At 53.6% G+C, this 16,382-nt stretch carries 17 protein-coding genes; 13 read left to right on the forward strand and 4 right to left on the reverse strand.

The window, feature by feature from the left end; translation table 11 throughout:
- Positions 1 to 52: 52 nt before the first annotated feature.
- Both proY and malZ read left to right on the forward strand, forming a co-directional pair.
- Positions 53 to 1,423: a proline-specific permease ProY gene (gene proY, locus N7E69_RS13975; protein WP_001537837.1), complete on the forward strand. Its 1,371-nt coding sequence runs from the start codon at positions 53 to 55 to the stop codon at positions 1,421 to 1,423.
- A gap of 161 nt (positions 1,424 to 1,584) precedes the next feature.
- Positions 1,585 to 3,402 (forward strand): maltodextrin glucosidase, encoded by a 1,818-nt coding sequence (gene malZ, locus N7E69_RS13980; protein WP_000930694.1) that lies wholly within the window; start codon positions 1,585 to 1,587, stop codon positions 3,400 to 3,402.
- A 71-nt stretch (positions 3,403 to 3,473) separates the two neighbouring features.
- On the opposite strand, the gene N7E69_RS13985 is transcribed toward malZ, so the two are convergent.
- Entirely contained in the window at positions 3,474 to 4,076 is a 603-nt protein-coding gene (locus tag N7E69_RS13985; RefSeq protein ID WP_000244731.1) for a peroxiredoxin, read from the reverse strand.
- Between the two features lie 209 nt (positions 4,077 to 4,285).
- A complete protein-coding gene (acpH, locus tag N7E69_RS13990; protein ID WP_001009855.1) occupies positions 4,286 to 4,867 on the reverse strand; it encodes an ACP phosphodiesterase in 582 nt (193 codons plus the stop codon).
- A gap of 93 nt (positions 4,868 to 4,960) precedes the next feature.
- Between acpH and queA the strand changes: the two genes are divergently transcribed.
- From queA to N7E69_RS14035, 9 genes are all read left to right on the forward strand, one after another.
- Positions 4,961 to 6,025, forward strand: coding sequence for a tRNA preQ1(34) S-adenosylmethionine ribosyltransferase-isomerase QueA (gene queA, locus N7E69_RS13995; protein ID WP_001266522.1), 1,065 nt, complete (start codon positions 4,961 to 4,963; stop codon positions 6,023 to 6,025).
- 196 nt (positions 6,026 to 6,221) lie between these two features.
- Positions 6,222 to 7,349, forward strand: coding sequence for a tRNA guanosine(34) transglycosylase Tgt (gene tgt, locus N7E69_RS14000; protein ID WP_000667302.1), 1,128 nt, complete (start codon positions 6,222 to 6,224; stop codon positions 7,347 to 7,349).
- 22 nt (positions 7,350 to 7,371) lie between these two features.
- Positions 7,372 to 7,704, forward strand: coding sequence for a preprotein translocase subunit YajC (gene yajC / locus N7E69_RS14005; RefSeq protein ID WP_000007628.1), 333 nt, complete (start codon positions 7,372 to 7,374; stop codon positions 7,702 to 7,704).
- Positions 7,705 to 7,731: 27 nt separating this feature from the next.
- The gene (secD, locus tag N7E69_RS14010) at positions 7,732 to 9,579 is read left to right on the forward strand and encodes a protein translocase subunit SecD (protein WP_000934811.1); all 1,848 of its coding nucleotides are present in this window, start codon (positions 7,732 to 7,734) and stop codon (positions 9,577 to 9,579) included.
- A gap of 10 nt (positions 9,580 to 9,589) precedes the next feature.
- Positions 9,590 to 10,561, forward strand: coding sequence for a protein translocase subunit SecF (gene secF, locus N7E69_RS14015; protein ID WP_039507835.1), 972 nt, complete (start codon positions 9,590 to 9,592; stop codon positions 10,559 to 10,561).
- Between the two features lie 144 nt (positions 10,562 to 10,705).
- On the forward strand, positions 10,706 to 11,071 hold the full coding sequence (locus N7E69_RS14020) for a VOC family protein (protein ID WP_000793035.1): 366 nt from the start codon (positions 10,706 to 10,708) through the stop codon (positions 11,069 to 11,071).
- Positions 11,072 to 11,096: 25 nt separating this feature from the next.
- Positions 11,097 to 11,789, forward strand: coding sequence for a helix-turn-helix transcriptional regulator (locus N7E69_RS14025; protein WP_000198318.1), 693 nt, complete (start codon positions 11,097 to 11,099; stop codon positions 11,787 to 11,789).
- A 169-nt stretch (positions 11,790 to 11,958) separates the two neighbouring features.
- Positions 11,959 to 12,306, forward strand: coding sequence for an HNH nuclease YajD (gene yajD / locus N7E69_RS14030; protein ID WP_000974818.1), 348 nt, complete (start codon positions 11,959 to 11,961; stop codon positions 12,304 to 12,306).
- A gap of 437 nt (positions 12,307 to 12,743) precedes the next feature.
- Entirely contained in the window at positions 12,744 to 12,851 is a 108-nt protein-coding gene (locus N7E69_RS14035; RefSeq protein WP_000176312.1) for a type I toxin-antitoxin system toxin Ldr family protein, read from the forward strand.
- An 83-nt stretch (positions 12,852 to 12,934) separates the two neighbouring features.
- Here the strand turns inward: N7E69_RS14035 and N7E69_RS14040 are convergent, their stop codons facing one another.
- Both N7E69_RS14040 and N7E69_RS14045 read right to left on the reverse strand, forming a co-directional pair.
- The gene (locus N7E69_RS14040) at positions 12,935 to 13,798 is read right to left on the reverse strand and encodes a nucleoside-specific channel-forming protein Tsx (RefSeq protein WP_000752021.1); all 864 of its coding nucleotides are present in this window, start codon (positions 13,796 to 13,798) and stop codon (positions 12,935 to 12,937) included.
- 299 nt (positions 13,799 to 14,097) lie between these two features.
- Positions 14,098 to 14,637, reverse strand: coding sequence for a DUF3251 domain-containing protein (locus N7E69_RS14045; RefSeq protein ID WP_000198484.1), 540 nt, complete (start codon positions 14,635 to 14,637; stop codon positions 14,098 to 14,100).
- 151 nt (positions 14,638 to 14,788) lie between these two features.
- Here N7E69_RS14045 and nrdR point away from each other — a divergent pair, with 151 nt between their 5' ends.
- Together nrdR and ribD are read left to right on the forward strand one after the other, a co-directional pair.
- On the forward strand, positions 14,789 to 15,238 hold the full coding sequence (gene nrdR / locus N7E69_RS14050; protein WP_000543533.1) for a transcriptional regulator NrdR: 450 nt from the start codon (positions 14,789 to 14,791) through the stop codon (positions 15,236 to 15,238).
- 3 nt (positions 15,239 to 15,241) lie between these two features.
- Positions 15,242 to 16,345: a bifunctional diaminohydroxyphosphoribosylaminopyrimidine deaminase/5-amino-6-(5-phosphoribosylamino)uracil reductase RibD gene (gene ribD / locus N7E69_RS14055; protein ID WP_001150229.1), complete on the forward strand. Its 1,104-nt coding sequence runs from the start codon at positions 15,242 to 15,244 to the stop codon at positions 16,343 to 16,345.
- Positions 16,346 to 16,382 lie beyond the last annotated feature (37 nt).

A 16,382-nucleotide genomic window follows, 5' to 3' on the forward strand; every position in this document is an offset into this window, starting at 1 on the left:
CACGGGGCTTAACGCCCCGTGGTTTTTTATTGTGTTGATAGGTCAGAAATTGATGGAAAGCAATAATAAGCTAAAGCGTGGGCTGAGCACCCGGCACATTCGCTTTATGGCATTAGGTTCGGCAATCGGCACCGGCCTGTTTTACGGCTCGGCGGACGCCATCAAAATGGCGGGGCCGAGCGTGCTGTTGGCCTATATTATTGGCGGGGTCGCGGCATATATCATTATGCGCGCATTGGGGGAAATGTCCGTTCACAACCCTGCCGCCAGCTCATTTTCGCGCTATGCGCAGGAAAACCTCGGCCCGCTTGCGGGCTACATTACCGGCTGGACCTACTGTTTTGAGATCCTGATCGTCGCCATTGCCGACGTGACCGCGTTCGGCATTTACATGGGAGTCTGGTTCCCCGCCGTGCCGCACTGGATTTGGGTACTTAGCGTGGTGCTGATCATTTGCGCCATCAACCTGATGAGCGTCAAGGTGTTCGGCGAGCTGGAGTTTTGGTTCTCCTTCTTCAAAGTCGCCACCATTATTATCATGATTGTCGCGGGTATCGGCATCATTGTGTGGGGAATTGGCAACGGCGGGCAGCCGACCGGCATTCATAACCTGTGGAGCAACGGCGGCTTCTTCAGCAATGGCTGGCTGGGAATGATCATGTCGCTGCAAATGGTGATGTTCGCTTACGGCGGGATTGAGATTATCGGTATCACCGCCGGGGAAGCGAAAGACCCGGAGAAATCCATTCCGCGCGCCATTAACTCAGTACCGATGCGTATCCTGGTATTTTATGTCGGCACGCTGTTCGTCATTATGTCTATCTATCCGTGGAATCAGGTCGGCACAAACGGCAGCCCATTTGTGCTGACGTTCCAGCATATGGGGATTACCTTTGCCGCCAGCATTCTGAACTTTGTGGTATTGACCGCCTCGCTTTCCGCTATCAACTCCGATGTGTTTGGCGTAGGCCGTATGCTGCATGGTATGGCGGAGCAGGGGAGCGCGCCGAAAGTCTTTGCCAAAACGTCACGCCGTGGTATTCCGTGGGTTACTGTGCTGGTGATGACGATTGCGCTGCTGTTTGCGGTTTACCTGAACTACATCATGCCGGAAAACGTCTTCCTGGTGATTGCCTCGCTGGCGACGTTTGCGACGGTATGGGTATGGATCATGATCCTGCTGTCACAAATCGCCTTCCGCCGTCGTTTACCGCCGGAAGAGGTAAAAGCGCTGAAGTTTAAGGTGCCGGGCGGTGTCGTAACGACGATAGCGGGTCTGATTTTCCTGGTCTTCATTATTGCGCTTATCGGCTACCATCCGGATACCCGCATCTCACTGTATGTGGGCTTCGCCTGGATAGTTCTGCTGTTGATTGGCTGGATGTTTAAACGCCGTCGCGACCGTCAATTGGCGCAGGCGTAGTCGTTTTTCTCTGCCTTATCCGGTCTGCAGACAATGGTAGGCCGGATAAGCGGAGCCGTTTCTCCTCCTGGAGTCTCCTCCCCTAATAAACCCCTGGATGATGAGTTATCCTTTAAATCTCTGTGGCAAGGTGGCCCCATTTTCAGTAGAGGGGATACGAGATGTTGAATGCCTGGCACTTACCGGTTGCCCCATTTGTGAAGCAACATAAAGATAAATTAACCATTACGCTGTGGCTGAGCGGAGAAAATCCGCCGTCTCGCGTGACGTTGCGCTCAGAATTCGATAATGAAGAAATCTCACTGGCGATGCGCAAACAGCGCCGCCAGCCGCAGCCGGGCGTGACGGCGTGGCGAGCGACGCTCAATATCGCGTTAGGGCAACCCCGTCGCCGTTACAGCTTTAAATTGCTTTGGCATGACCGCCAGCTTTGGTTTACGCCACAGGGATTTAGCCGTTTTCCGCCTGCGCGTCTGGAACAATTTGCGGTTGATGTGCCGGATAGCGGCCCGCAGTGGGTCGCCGATCAAATTTTTTATCAGATCTTCCCGGATCGTTTTGCCCGCAGCCAGTCTCGTGAAGCTGGGCAGGATAAGGTGTATTACCACCATGCTGCCGGTCACGACATCGTGCGTAAAGAGTGGGATGAACCGCTCACCCCCCAGGCGGGCGGTTCCACCTTTTACGGCGGCTGTCTGAATGGCATTTGTGAGAAGCTGCCGTATCTGAAAAAACTGGGCGTCACAGCGCTATATCTGAATCCGGTATTTACCGCGCCGAGCGTCCATAAGTACGATACGGAAGATTATCGCCATGTCGATCCGCAATTTGGCGGCGATCGGGCGCTGCTACGCCTGCGGCGTGAAACCCAGGCGCAGGGCATGAGGCTGGTGCTGGATGGCGTGTTTAATCATAGTGGCGACTCGCATGCGTGGTTTGACAGGCATAACCGCAGCACTGGCGGCGCGTGCCATCACCCGGACTCGCCGTGGCGCGACTGGTACTCCTTTTCACCACAAGGCGTGGCGCTGGACTGGCTGGGTTATCCGAGCCTGCCGAAACTCGATTATCAATCAGAAACGCTGGTGGATGAGATCTATCGCGGTGAGGACAGTATCGTTCGTCACTGGCTAAAGGCACCGTGGAATATGGACGGCTGGCGGCTGGATGTCGTACATATGTTGGGCGAGGCGGGCGGGGCGCGTCATAATTTGCAGCACGTCGCCGGTATTACCCGGGCGGCAAAAGAGGCGCAGCCCGAAGCCTATATTGTGGGGGAACATTTCGGCGATGCGCGGCAGTGGCTACAGGCCGATGCGGAAGATGCCGCCATGAATTATCGCGGCTTCACCTTCCCGCTATGGGGATTTCTCGCCAATACTGATATCGCTTACGAACCACAGCATATTGATGCCCGGACCTGTATCGCGTGGATGGATAACTACCGCGCCGGGCTGTCACATCAGCAACAACTGCGCATGTTTAATCAACTCGACAGCCATGATACTGCGCGCTTTAAAACTCTGCTGGGTAAAGACGCGGCGCGCCTGCCGCTGGCGGTGGTCTGGCTGTTTACCTGGCCCGGCGTGCCATGTATTTATTACGGCGATGAAGTCGGCGTGGACGGCGCAAATGACCCCATGTGCCGCAAACCGTTCCCATGGGATGAACGCAAGCAGGACGGCAACTTGCTGGCGCTGTACCAGCGTATGGCGAAACTGCGCCAGAGCAGTCTGGCGCTGCGTCGTGGCGGATGCCAGGCGCTGTATGCCGAAGGTGACGTAGTGGTATTCGTGCGAGTTTATCAGCAGCAGCGGGCGCTGGTGGCGATTAACCGGGGCGAGGCCTGTGAAGTGGCGCTGGAAGCGTTGCCGTTGCTGAACGTGGTCGGATGGCAATGTAAAACGGGAAGCGGTGACATCCGCGAGGGAAGACTTAGTTTACCCGCGATTTCCGCGACCGTATGGATGAATCGTTGAGGCGAGGTGGTTCGTAACACCTCACGCATAAAAAAGGCTCGCATTCGCGAGCCTTTTATCAATGCACTGACTTACAGGCTGGAAATGTTCTCAGCCAGGTATTTAGCCACGCCGTCCGGAGAGGCGTTCATGCCTTCTTTGCCTTTTTCCCACTGCGCCGGGCAGACATCGCCGTGCTCTTCGTGGAACTGCAGAGCGTCGACCATACGCAGCATTTCGTCGATGTTACGACCCAGCGGCAGATCGTTTACGACCTGGTGGCGAACAATACCGTTAGCGTCAATCAGGAAAGAGCCGCGCAGCGCAACGCCTTCGTCCGGGTGTTCGATACCGTAAGCTTTCTGAATTTCACGCTTCACGTCGGCGACCATTGCGTATTTCACCGGGCCAATGCCGCCTTTATCGACAGGGGTGTTACGCCATGCGTTGTGAACGAACTCAGAGTCGAAAGAAACGCCGACCACTTCAACGCCGCGCTTCTGGAATTCTTCATAACGTTTATCAAAGGCGATCAGCTCAGACGGGCAAACAAAAGTGAAGTCCATCGGCCAGAAGAACAGAACGGTCGTTTTACCATTGGTATGCTGTTTGAAGTTGAATTTATCAACAATCTCACCGCTACCCAGTACCGCCGCAGCGGTGAAATCCGGGGCCTGACGAGTAACCAGTACCATAATAATTCTCCTGCAATATTAAGGGTTTTAGAACGCAACGCGGGCAGTATAGGGAGGGCGAAGCGACAAAACAATGCGGTCTTGACAATCAATGAGACAGCTTTTGACTATCGATCAGGTCATTATAAATCGTAATGATGACCCTTTTATGACAGCGAACGATCTTTCTGCCAACGGCGGATCTGACGCACGCCCTCGCTATCAGGCCGTCACAGCGCTTTGCGGGCGGCCTGTGCCATCATACGCGGATAAAAATGCCAGAAGCGCTCTTCTAACGCGTCGTAGTGCGCGTCCAGATCGTACCAGGAATCACGCAAGGCATCCAGCCGGGGACGGCGATTCGCCATGCCATTCAGCACGTTTTGAATGAAATCCATATCGCGATACCGCTCTAACCATTTTTCTGACCAAAGATAATCATTCAGGTTGACAAAGCGCGGCGGGGAGTCGGGCAGAATCGTCGCGACCTGCGCATGGGCGTAGGCGACAAACGCCTGAAGTGGAAAATCAGGGGAGATTTGCGTCCAGTGGCGCGATAAAAAATGATCCCACATGACGTCCAGCGTAATGGGCGCCACGCGCCGCGTTTCATGGCGGAACCACTCTCGCGCCTCACGAACTTCCGGCAGGTTGTCGGTCATGACGTCAATACGCCGATGCATATAAATACCCTCTACCACGTCAGGAGGATAATGCGTTGCCGGGTTACCGCGGACAAAATCGGCCAGAAGATTACCGGAAAGCGAGCTGTCGGCAAGGTGCGCCAGATGCAGGTGAGCAAGAAAATTCATTATTGATTCTCTGTCCAAAAAGCGGGTAACGGTTGCAGCGGGAACGCCCCGGCACTAGACTACCCGCCTCTTATTTTAGTCTGAGTCAGAGTCATGCGCGTTACCGATTTTTCCTTTGAACTACCCGAATCCCTGATTGCCCACTACCCACAGCCGGAACGCAGTCGCTGCCGTTTGCTGTCATTAGAGGGGCCGACGGGCGCGCTGACGCACGGTACTTTCACCGATCTGCTCGATAAGCTCAACCCTGGCGATTTGCTGGTCTTCAATAATACCCGCGTGATCCCGGCGCGGCTCTTTGGCCGTAAAGCCAGCGGCGGCAAGATAGAAGTGCTGGTCGAACGTATGCTCGATGATAAACGCATCCTGGCGCATATTCGCGCTTCTAAAGCGCCAAAACCGGGCACGGAACTGCTACTGGGCGACGACGAAAGTATCCACGCGACCATGACCGCGCGTCACGGCGCTCTGTTTGAAGTTGAGTTTAATGACCCGCGTCCGGTGCTGGATATTCTTAACGCCATCGGCCATATGCCGTTGCCGCCGTACATCGACCGCCCGGACGAGGACGCCGACCGCGAACTGTACCAGACGGTCTACAGTGAAAAACCGGGCGCCGTCGCCGCGCCGACCGCGGGGCTGCACTTTGATGAGCCGCTGCTGGCGGCGCTTCGTGAGAAAGGTATCGAAATGGCGTTTGTTACGCTACACGTAGGCGCGGGCACTTTCCAGCCAGTGCGTGTCGATACCATTGAAGATCACATCATGCACTCCGAATATGCTGAGGTGCCGCAGGAGGTGGTCGACGCGGTGCTGGCGGCGAAAGCGCGTGGCAACCGGGTTATCGCTGTCGGCACCACCTCGGTACGCTCACTGGAGAGCGCGGCACAGGCGGCAAAAAACGATTTGATAGAGCCGTTCTTCGGCGATACGCAAATCTTTATTTATCCAGGTTATCAATACAAAGTGATTGATGCGCTGATCACCAACTTTCATCTGCCGGAATCGACGTTGATTATGCTGGTTTCCGCATTTGCCGGTTATCAACACACCATGAATGCCTATAAGACTGCGGTAGAACAAAAATATCGCTTTTTTAGCTACGGGGACGCGATGTTTATCACGTACAATCCGCAGGCTATTTCTGAGCGTCCGTAAGAAGGCTATCTCACTTGCCATTTTGACGCCGGGCAGTGCTCGCCATCCTCACGTACTGCGTGTACGCTCCGGTGGCTGTGCGCTGGTCGACCCCAAACTGGCTGCGCCGATGACGCCTTCGGGAATTTATTAGCTATGGAATCATTCCGTAGCGAGTCGTTAAACGTCGGACTGTTTTTCTGACGCAGGAGTGATAATGAAATTTGAGTTAGATACCACCGATGGTCGCGCGCGTCGCGGTCGTCTGGTGTTTGATCGTGGCATAGTGGAAACGCCTGCTTTTATGCCTGTGGGTACTTACGGTACCGTGAAAGGCATGACGCCGGAAGAAGTGGAAGCGACCGGCGCGCAGATTATTCTCGGCAACACTTTCCACCTGTGGCTGCGCCCGGGTCAGGAGATCATGAAGCTGCATGGCGATCTGCACGATTTTATGCAGTGGAAAGGGCCGATTCTCACCGATTCCGGCGGCTTCCAGGTCTTCAGCCTCGGCGATATTCGTAAGATTACCGAGCAAGGCGTGCACTTCCGTAACCCGATCAACGGTGATCCGATTTTCCTCGATCCGGAAAAGTCGATGGAGATCCAGTACGATCTCGGTTCCGATATCGTGATGATCTTTGATGAATGTACGCCGTACCCGGCAGACTGGGACTATGCGAAACGCTCGATGGAGATGTCGTTGCGTTGGGCGAAGCGTAGCCGCGACCGTTTTGATAGCCTTGGCAATAAGAATGCGCTTTTTGGCATCATTCAGGGCAGCGTTTACGAAGATTTACGCGATATCTCGGTGAAAGGTCTGGTAGAGATTGGCTTTGATGGCTACGCTGTCGGCGGTTTGGCTGTCGGTGAGCCGAAAGCAGATATGCACCGCATTCTGGAGCACGTTTGCCCGCAGATCCCGGCTGACAAACCGCGTTACCTGATGGGCGTGGGTAAACCGGAAGATCTGGTGGAAGGGGTGCGTCGCGGTATTGATATGTTTGACTGTGTCATGCCAACGCGAAATGCCCGTAATGGTCATCTGTTTGTGACCGACGGCGTGGTGAAGATTCGTAATGCAAAGCATAAAAGCGACACCAGCCCGCTTGACGCCGAGTGCGATTGCTACACCTGTCGCAATTATTCACGCGCTTACTTGCATCATCTCGACCGTTGCAACGAAATATTAGGTGCGCGTCTCAATACCATTCATAACTTGCGTTACTACCAGCGTTTGATGGCGGGTTTACGCAAGGCTATTGAAGAGGGTAAATTAGAGAGCTTCGTAACCGAGTTTTACCAACGTCAGGGGCGACCCGTTCCACCTTTGAACGTTGATTAATTTTAATAATGAGGGAATTTGAATGAGCTTTTTTATTTCTGATGCGGTAGCGGCAACAGGTGCTCCAGCGCAGGGCAGCCCGATGTCTCTGATTTTAATGCTGGTGGTGTTTGGTCTGATTTTCTATTTCATGATCCTGCGCCCGCAGCAGAAGCGCACCAAAGAGCACAAAAAGCTGATGGACTCCATTGCGAAAGGTGATGAAGTTCTGACGAATGGCGGTCTGGTCGGTCGAGTGACCAAAGTAGCGGAAGCCGGCTACATTGCCATCGCGCTGAATGACACCACGGAAGTGGTTATCAAACGTGACTTCGTAGCTGCCGTTCTGCCGAAAGGCACCATGAAGGCGCTGTAATATTTCGTTTTCCCAAAGGGAACTGCCGTGTTAAACCGTTATCCTTTGTGGAAGTACATCATGCTGGTCGTCGTGATTATCGTCGGCCTGCTTTACGCACTTCCCAACCTGTATGGTGAGGATCCGGCTGTTCAAATCACTGGCGTGCGCGGCGTCGCCGCCAGTGAGCAAACGCTGATCCAGGTCCAGAAAACGTTACAAGAAGAAAAAATTCCCGCTAAGTCTGTGGCACTGGAAGAGGGCGCTATTCTTGCGCGCTTCGACACCACCGATACCCAGCTACGCGCCCGTGAAGCGCTGATGAGCGTGCTGGGGGATAAATATGTCGTGGCGCTTAACCTTGCGCCGGCTACGCCGCGCTGGTTGGCGGCTATTCACGCCGATCCGATGAAGCTCGGTCTTGATCTGCGCGGCGGCGTTCACTTCCTGATGGAAGTGGATATGGATACCGCGTTAGGTAAACTCCAGGAACAAAATATCGATAGCCTGCGCAGCGATCTGCGTGAAAAAGGCATTCCTTATACCACCGTTCGTAAAGAAAATAATTATGGGTTGAGCATCACGTTCCGTGACAGCAAAGCGCGTGATGAGGCGATCGCCTATCTGACGCCGCGTCATCGTGACCTGGTGATTTCCAGCCAGAGCGGCAATCAACTTCGCGCGGTAATGACCGATGCGCGCCTGAGCGAAGCGCGTGAATACGCCGTTCAGCAGAACATTAATATTCTGCGTAACCGTGTTAACCAACTGGGCGTCGCGGAGCCTGTCGTACAACGCCAGGGCGCAGACCGTATTGTGGTTGAGCTGCCGGGTATCCAGGATACCGCTCGCGCGAAAGAAATTCTCGGCGCGACCGCGACGCTGGAATTCCGTCTGGTGAATACCAACGTTGACCAGGCCGCCGCTGCTGCCGGGCGCGTACCGGGTGATTCCGAAGTGAAACAGACCCGCGAAGGTCAGCCGGTGGTATTGTACAAACGCGTGATCCTCACCGGCGACCATATCACCGACTCGACGTCCAGCCAGGATGAATATAACCAACCGCAGGTTAACATCTCGCTGGATAGCGCAGGCGGCAATATCATGTCTAACTTCACTAAGGACAATATCGGCAAACCGATGGCGACCCTGTTTGTGGAGTATAAAGACAGCGGTAAGAAAGACGCTAACGGTCGCGCCGTACTGGTGAAACAGGAAGAAGTGATTAACATTGCCAACATCCAGTCCCGGCTGGGTAACAGCTTCCGTATTACTGGTATCAGCAACCCGAACGAAGCGCGTCAGCTCTCGTTGTTGTTGCGTGCGGGCGCCCTGATTGCGCCGATTCAGATCGTTGAAGAGCGCACCATTGGCCCGACTCTGGGTATGCAGAACATCAAGCAGGGCCTGGAAGCCTGTCTGGCCGGTCTGGTGGTCTCCATCCTGTTCATGATCTTCTTCTATAAGAAGTTTGGTCTGATTGCGACCAGCGCGTTAGTGGCTAACCTGGTGTTGATTGTCGGTATCATGTCGCTGTTGCCGGGGGCAACGCTCAGTATGCCGGGGATTGCGGGTATCGTGTTAACCCTTGCGGTGGCGGTCGACGCCAACGTTCTGATTAACGAACGTATCAAAGAAGAGTTGAGTAATGGCCGCACGGTACAGCAGGCGATAAACGAAGGCTATGCCGGCGCGTTCAGTTCCATCTTCGATGCGAACATCACGACGCTGATTAAAGTCATCATTCTGTATGCCGTTGGTACCGGGGCAATTAAAGGGTTCGCGATTACGACCGGTATCGGTGTGGCGACGTCGATGTTTACCGCGATTATCGGTACGCGTGCTATCGTAAACCTGCTATATGGCGGCAAGCGCGTCACTAAGCTGTCAATCTGAGGAGTGCGATGTGGCACAGGAATACACTGTTGAACAACTAAACCACGGCCGTAAAGTCTATGACTTTATGCGCTGGGACTTCTGGGCATTCGGCATCTCCGGGCTGTTGCTGATCGCGGCCATTGTCATTATGGGCGTACGCGGGTTTAACTGGGGGCTGGATTTCACCGGTGGTACGGTAATTGAAATCACGCTGGAAAAACCGGCTGAAATGGACGTGATGCGCGAAGCGCTGCAAAAAGCGGGCTATGAAGAGCCGCAGTTGAAGAACTTTGGCAGCAGTCACGACATTATGGTGCGTATGCCGCCAACCGAAGGTGAAACCGGCGGTCAGGTACTGGGTAGCAAAGTGGTGACGATCATTAATGAAGCCACCAACCAGAACGCGGCCGTGAAGCGTATTGAATTCGTGGGGCCAAGCGTGGGCGCCGATCTGGCGCAAACCGGCGCTATGGCGCTGCTGGTGGCGTTGATCTCTATCCTCGTTTATGTCGGTTTCCGCTTTGAGTGGCGACTGGCGGCAGGGGTGGTCATCGCGCTGGCGCACGACGTGATCATTACGCTGGGGATACTGTCGCTTTTCCATATCGAGATTGACCTGACCATTGTGGCATCGTTGATGTCGGTGATCGGTTACTCGCTGAACGACAGTATCGTGGTCTCCGACCGTATTCGTGAAAACTTCCGCAAAATCCGTCGCGGGACGCCTTACGAAATCTTTAACGTGTCGCTGACCCAGACGCTACACCGTACGTTGATTACCTCCGGTACGACGTTAGTGGTAATTCTGATGCTGTACCTCTTCGGCGGTCCGGTACTGGAAGGCTTCTCGCTGACGATGCTGATCGGTGTCTCTATTGGTACGGCATCTTCTATCTATGTCGCATCGGCGCTGGCGCTGAAACTCGGTATGAAGCGCGAGCATATGCTGCAGCAGAAAGTCGAAAAAGAAGGGGCGGATCAGCCGTCCATTCTGCCGTAAACACGTATTTAAGTGTTATCTGAATCCCGGTCATACGATCGGGATTTTTTTTATGTACCATGACGATAAACATTACTGACAGTATGCTGTCAGGAGCCCTGTCATACACTCCTCATGAATTAATCCACACACGCAGGAGGATGTATGAAAAACTTGATTAACTGGTTTGAAATTCCAGTTACTGATATGGCGCGTGCAATCGCCTTTTATGAGCAAGTGATGCAGATATCGTTACGTCGGGAAACCATGGATGGGGCGGACCTGGCCGTATTCCCGTATGCTGAACCCGGACCCGGCGGAGCGCTGATAAAGCAGGATGATGTCGCTCCAGTTGCGCAGGGAGTCGTTATTTATCTGCATACCGCCGATTTGTTAGCCTCGATTGAACGTGTCGTCCTTGCTGGTGGCAAGTGTGTTCTGGAACCCATGGTTCCCGGAGATGACATTGGAACCATCGCGTTGTTTATTGACAGCGAAGGTAACCGAATAGGTTTACATCAACCTGCGTGATATTTGCTAAATGTAGAGAGTCAATATGACCAGACGCGCTGACCGTTTGTTTCAGATCGTGCAAATTTTGCGGGGTAGACGACTGACGACGGCAGCGCTGTTGGCACAGCGGCTTGCGGTTTCTGAACGGACGATTTATCGCGATATTCGCGATCTGTCGTTATCCGGTGTGCCTGTCGAAGGTGAAGCGGGGAGCGGATACCGTTTAATGGCGGGTTTTGATCTGCCGCCCTTGATGCTTACCCATCGTGAATCGGAAGCACTGATGGTGGCTATACGGTTATTGAAAACCTGGGGCGGCGATTCGCTATCGCGCGAGCTTGAATCCGCCCAGGAAAAAGTGTTGGCTATTTTACCGGAAGAGAGCCGTCGTAAAGCGGAGCAGACACGGATTTACGCTCCGGATTTGGGTACATCTCCACATTCGCGCAGCGCGTTTGATCTTATCCATCAGGCCGTTTCGGCGCAGCAGGTGTTGGCGCTACATTATCGTGATGAAGCGGGGCATCTCTCTTCGCGGGATATACAACCTCTGGGATTGTTTTTCTGGGGAGAGCACTGGCTACTGGTTGCCTGGTGTGAGAGACGGGAAGACTATCGGTGTTTTCGCCTCGATCGCTGTTTACAAATTACTCCGCTTAACCGGCGATTTCGTGAAACAATCGACCGTTCTTTGCGTGATTTTTTGCGTAAAGTTGAGCACGAAAAAATGCCGTAAGATGTGATAGCGATAACTCCAACGCTTGTAAAACGGGTTGATTGGTCATCAGTTTGCCTGAAATAGCCTTCCTTACCTGGATATATAAGTTGCACAGAATCATTGCTAAAAGCCCGGCTTCGCGGGAAACTGCGCATAACCCTTTGTATTATTCAGGTACCTGTTGATTATGGCTATCATCCCCAAAAACTATGCGCGCCTGGAAAGCGGCTATCGTGAAAAAGCGCTGAAGCTGTTTCCGTGGGTATGCGGACGTTGTTCCCGTGAGTTTGTGTATTCAAATCTGCGTGAGCTGACGGTGCATCATATCGATCATGACCACACCAATAATCCGGAAGACGGCAGCAACTGGGAGCTATTGTGCCTCTACTGCCACGATCATGAGCATTCTAAATATACCGAAGCCGATCAGTACGGTTCGACGGTCATTGCCGGGGAAGATGCGCAAAAAGATGTCGGCGAGGCGACTTATAACCCGTTTGCCGATCTGAAAGCGATGATGAACAAAAAGAAATAAGCAGGCTGCTGACAAAGTTGTTGGTGCTGTTGAATGTTAGGTTACGCTTCGCTCCACCCAACGGAATCCGCAATATAAATGAACTATTGGTTTTCGTAGATCGGATGCAATCCGACATTTTTTCAGCCCCGGAGTTTGTCGCCAGCCCCAAACGTCCTGTAACGCATACATTGTCACTGGAATCCCGATCGCAAGGTTGGGATTTTTTTGTTTTTAAGTCCTGCCGATACTGGCGAGCAGAGTAGAATCAGCGGTAAGCCGGGGCAACCCGGTGAGGCGCAATGTTGCGGGGGCTTGATCCCCGGTGGCCTTGTCGCTGGAAAGAGAAAACCCCCGCACATTGTTCGGTATTCACCGGCAACATTACGGGGGCTAACTTGACCCTAGACAAGTTGAGGATAGCCGCGAACCGTTGCCATTGCAACAAAGGCGGCAATATGACGCTCACAGAGTTGAGCATTACTATCTGGCACGATCTGGCGGCACCAACGCTGGTCGGGATTGCGACAGGTCTGTTTTTAGGCTGGTGGCATCGCCGGAAGTAATGTGAAGTGGGCGCGACTCGCCGCCGCATGGCAGCATGCGCCCGAAACGGGCCAGAAGACGACCTCTGGCCTTTTTTGCAGGTTTAGAAGTTGTAACCCACGACCAGGTAGCCGCCCCAGCCGGTAGATTTCGCGCTGAAATCGCCGTCGCCCCAGTTCAGTTTTGCGCCATTCTGCCACTGTCCGCCGTTATGGAAGTAACGCGCAACGACCGAGTAGTGCCAGTGATCGTAGTTCAGCGCCAGGATATGGCTGGAAGCGATGGAGTTGCTGGTACGGTTCGGATCGTCGCCTAAATCAGATCCCCAGTCAAAGTTGGTAAAGCCGATATAGCTCAGTTTACCGCCCCACAGATCGGTGATGGGGACGAAGTATTTCACTTTGAAACGGTAGCCGTCCCATTCGTTTTCATTGGACGCGCCGTAGTTTTGCCACTGATATTTCGCATACACGTTCAGCGACAGACCCATCGGCAGGCCTGTGTCGATATCGGTCCCCAGACCCATATACCATGTGCTCTGGCGGCTGGCTTTGTTATCGCCCATATCGTAGATGTAGTTGTTGGCGAAATACCACTCTTTAAACGGGCCGAAGCTCAGGTCTGCGCCGGTCAGCTTATCAATCGAGAAACGCGGTTCGATTTCCATGAACAGCGGAGAACCGTCGGACCAGATACCTTTATCGTTGCCGTTACCCCAATCAAAGGTTTTGGGAATATCGATATAGCCGTAGAAATCAAACCAGTCTTTTTTGGCAAATGCTTCATATTCCAGATAGACGTCGTTGTTCAATTTCGGCGAGAAACGGGTATGGTAGCTGCCTACCACGTTTACGCTCTGGTGCCACCAGTCGGACAAATACTGCGGCTGATCATTTTCTGCTGCGTTAGCAGTAAAAGATGAGGTGAGCGCCAGCGCTGCGCTGACTGCGAGTAAAGTTTTTTTCATATGTATGCCACTGTTTGAAATCCCTTGCGGGAGTGAAAAGAACGCAATTTGCGTTTCTAAATATTTCGTGTTTCTGCGGAGCCTATTATAAAAATCATTGCTCACAAAAATATGTCTTGTTTCACATATCTATCATTTACGTAATCGATTGCGTTCACGTTTGCGCATTTTAGACGCGGCGACAGTACTATCTTTCATGAATATTACCAATCCATGTCATAAATGACGGAAATGTCAGTAGGGCAACAAAAGTCGCGCGGGGGATGTTGCGGAACGCACAAAACGCTCCGCCAGAACGTTTATTGATTAACAGGCTGAATATCATGGATGCGAATGAAGCCTAACTGCGCCGGTGTGATCCCCTTCAACGGTAACGAAATATTGACATCACTGGGCGCCAGCAAGCTGGCAGGGGCATTTACCAGAAGGCTCTGTGCATTCACCTCCTGATAGTTCTCCGTAGTGCCCTGAAGTTGCCCGTACTCTACGGTAGCGCTGAATGCCGGCAGCGGATCGCGGGACTCGCCCTGAATGTGTAACGTTGCGTGAGCGCCGTCTGCGACAGGCGTAATTTCCAGCAATGTCATACGTAGCGTACCGATCTGGCTCTCCAGCCGGGCAGGCGTATTGGCGCCAGGCAACAAATAGACGCCGCGGGTTGACTCCGCATTCAGCTTATTTTGTTGGGTAATTTTTACCGTTTCCTGATTCAGTTGGGTCATCTCTTTATTCAGGGTGCTAATGCTTTGATGCATCTGGCGAACTTCGCTCTGCGGCGCGCAGGCGGTCAGGCTCAAGAGACTTCCCACCAGGAGAATTCTTAGGTAACGTCTTGTCATGTCGATGATTTCCTTCGTGGTCCGATAGCGTAATGGTAGTGCGCTATACGCACAAAGGCACCGATCCTTTATCTCAAAAGCGCTCCGCCTTTGTTGTCGCGCCAGTTCAGGGTAAAATAGTGTTTTCTAAATCATCTGGTCAGGACGCCGTATGCATTGCCCATTTTGTTTCGCCGTAGATACCAAAGTCATTGACTCTCGTCTTGTAGGCGAGGGCTCGTCCGTGCGCCGCCGTCGGCAGTGTCTGGTGTGTAATGAACGCTTTACGACCTTTGAAGTGGCTGAACTGGTCATGCCGCGCGTGATAAAAAGCAACGATGTGCGCGAACCCTTTAATGAGGATAAGCTGCGTAGCGGCATGTTGAGAGCGCTGGAAAAAAGACCCGTCAGCGCAGATGATGTTGAAATGGCATTGAACCATATTAAGTCACAATTACGTGCCACTGGGGAGCGTGAAGTTCCCAGCAAGATGATTGGCAACCTGGTCATGGAGCAGCTGAAAAAACTCGATAAAGTCGCGTATATTCGCTTTGCCTCCGTCTATCGCAGTTTCGAAGATATCAAAGACTTTGGCGAAGAAATCGCTCGCCTACAGGACTAAGCCATGCAGGATGAGTTTTACATGGCGCGAGCGCTCAAACTGGCGCAGCGTGGACGTTTCACCACTCACCCGAACCCTAATGTCGGCTGTGTCATTGTTAACAATGGCGACATCGTCGGCGAAGGTTATCACCAGCGCGCCGGAGAGCCGCACGCCGAGGTCCATGCGCTGCGGATGGCGGGCGCAAAAGCCAAAGGCGCAACCGCCTATGTCACGCTTGAACCCTGTAGCCATCATGGGCGAACGCCGCCATGTTGCGATGCGCTGATTGCGGCTGGCGTCGCGCGCGTGGTCGCCGCGATGCAGGACCCGAACCCACAGGTCGCCGGGCGCGGACTGTATCGCCTGCAACAGGCGGGTATTGCGGTCAGCCACGGGTTAATGATGAGTGAAGCGGAGGCGCTCAATAAAGGCTTCCTCAAACGGATGCGTACCGGATTCCCTTATCTTCAGCTTAAACTGGGCGCCTCCGTCGACGGACGGACGGCGATGGCCAGCGGCGAAAGCCAGTGGATCACCTCGCCGCAGGCCCGGCGCGACGTTCAGCGCTTGCGTGCGCAAAGTCACGCTATCTTAACCAGTAGCGCGACGGTATTGGCTGACGATCCGGCCTTGACGGTGCGTTGGGCGGAGTTAGACGCCTCTACGCAGGCGTCTTACCCGCAGGAAAATCTGCGCCAGCCGGTGCGAATTGTTATCGACAGCCAAAACCGGGTAACGCCTGCGCATCGTATTGTGCAGCAGCCTGGCGAAACGTGGATTGCGCGTACCCAGGAAGATAGCCGCGCGTGGCCCGATTCGGTTCGTACTATCAGCGTGCCGGCGCACAACGGACATTTGGATCTGGTTGTGCTGATGATGCAGTTAGGCAGGCAGCAGATTAATAGCATATGGGTTGAAGCCGGACCGGGACTGGCGGGCGCGTTGCTGCAAGCCGGGCTGGTGGATGAACTGATTGTCTATGTCGCGCCTAAATTGTTGGGAACCCAGGCGCGGGGATTATGCGAATTGCCGGGGCTTGAGAAGCTCGCCGACGCGCCGCAATTTACCTTCAGCGAAATACGTCATGTCGGCCCGGATGTTTGCCTGCATATGGTGAGCGCATGAGTTCTCCCGTCGAAAGGGGAGCAGCGCTCAAATTATT

Origin of the sequence: Salmonella sp. 3C (genome assembly GCF_025426275.1) — a bacterium.
Classification (GTDB): domain Bacteria; phylum Pseudomonadota; class Gammaproteobacteria; order Enterobacterales; family Enterobacteriaceae; genus Salmonella; species Salmonella enterica.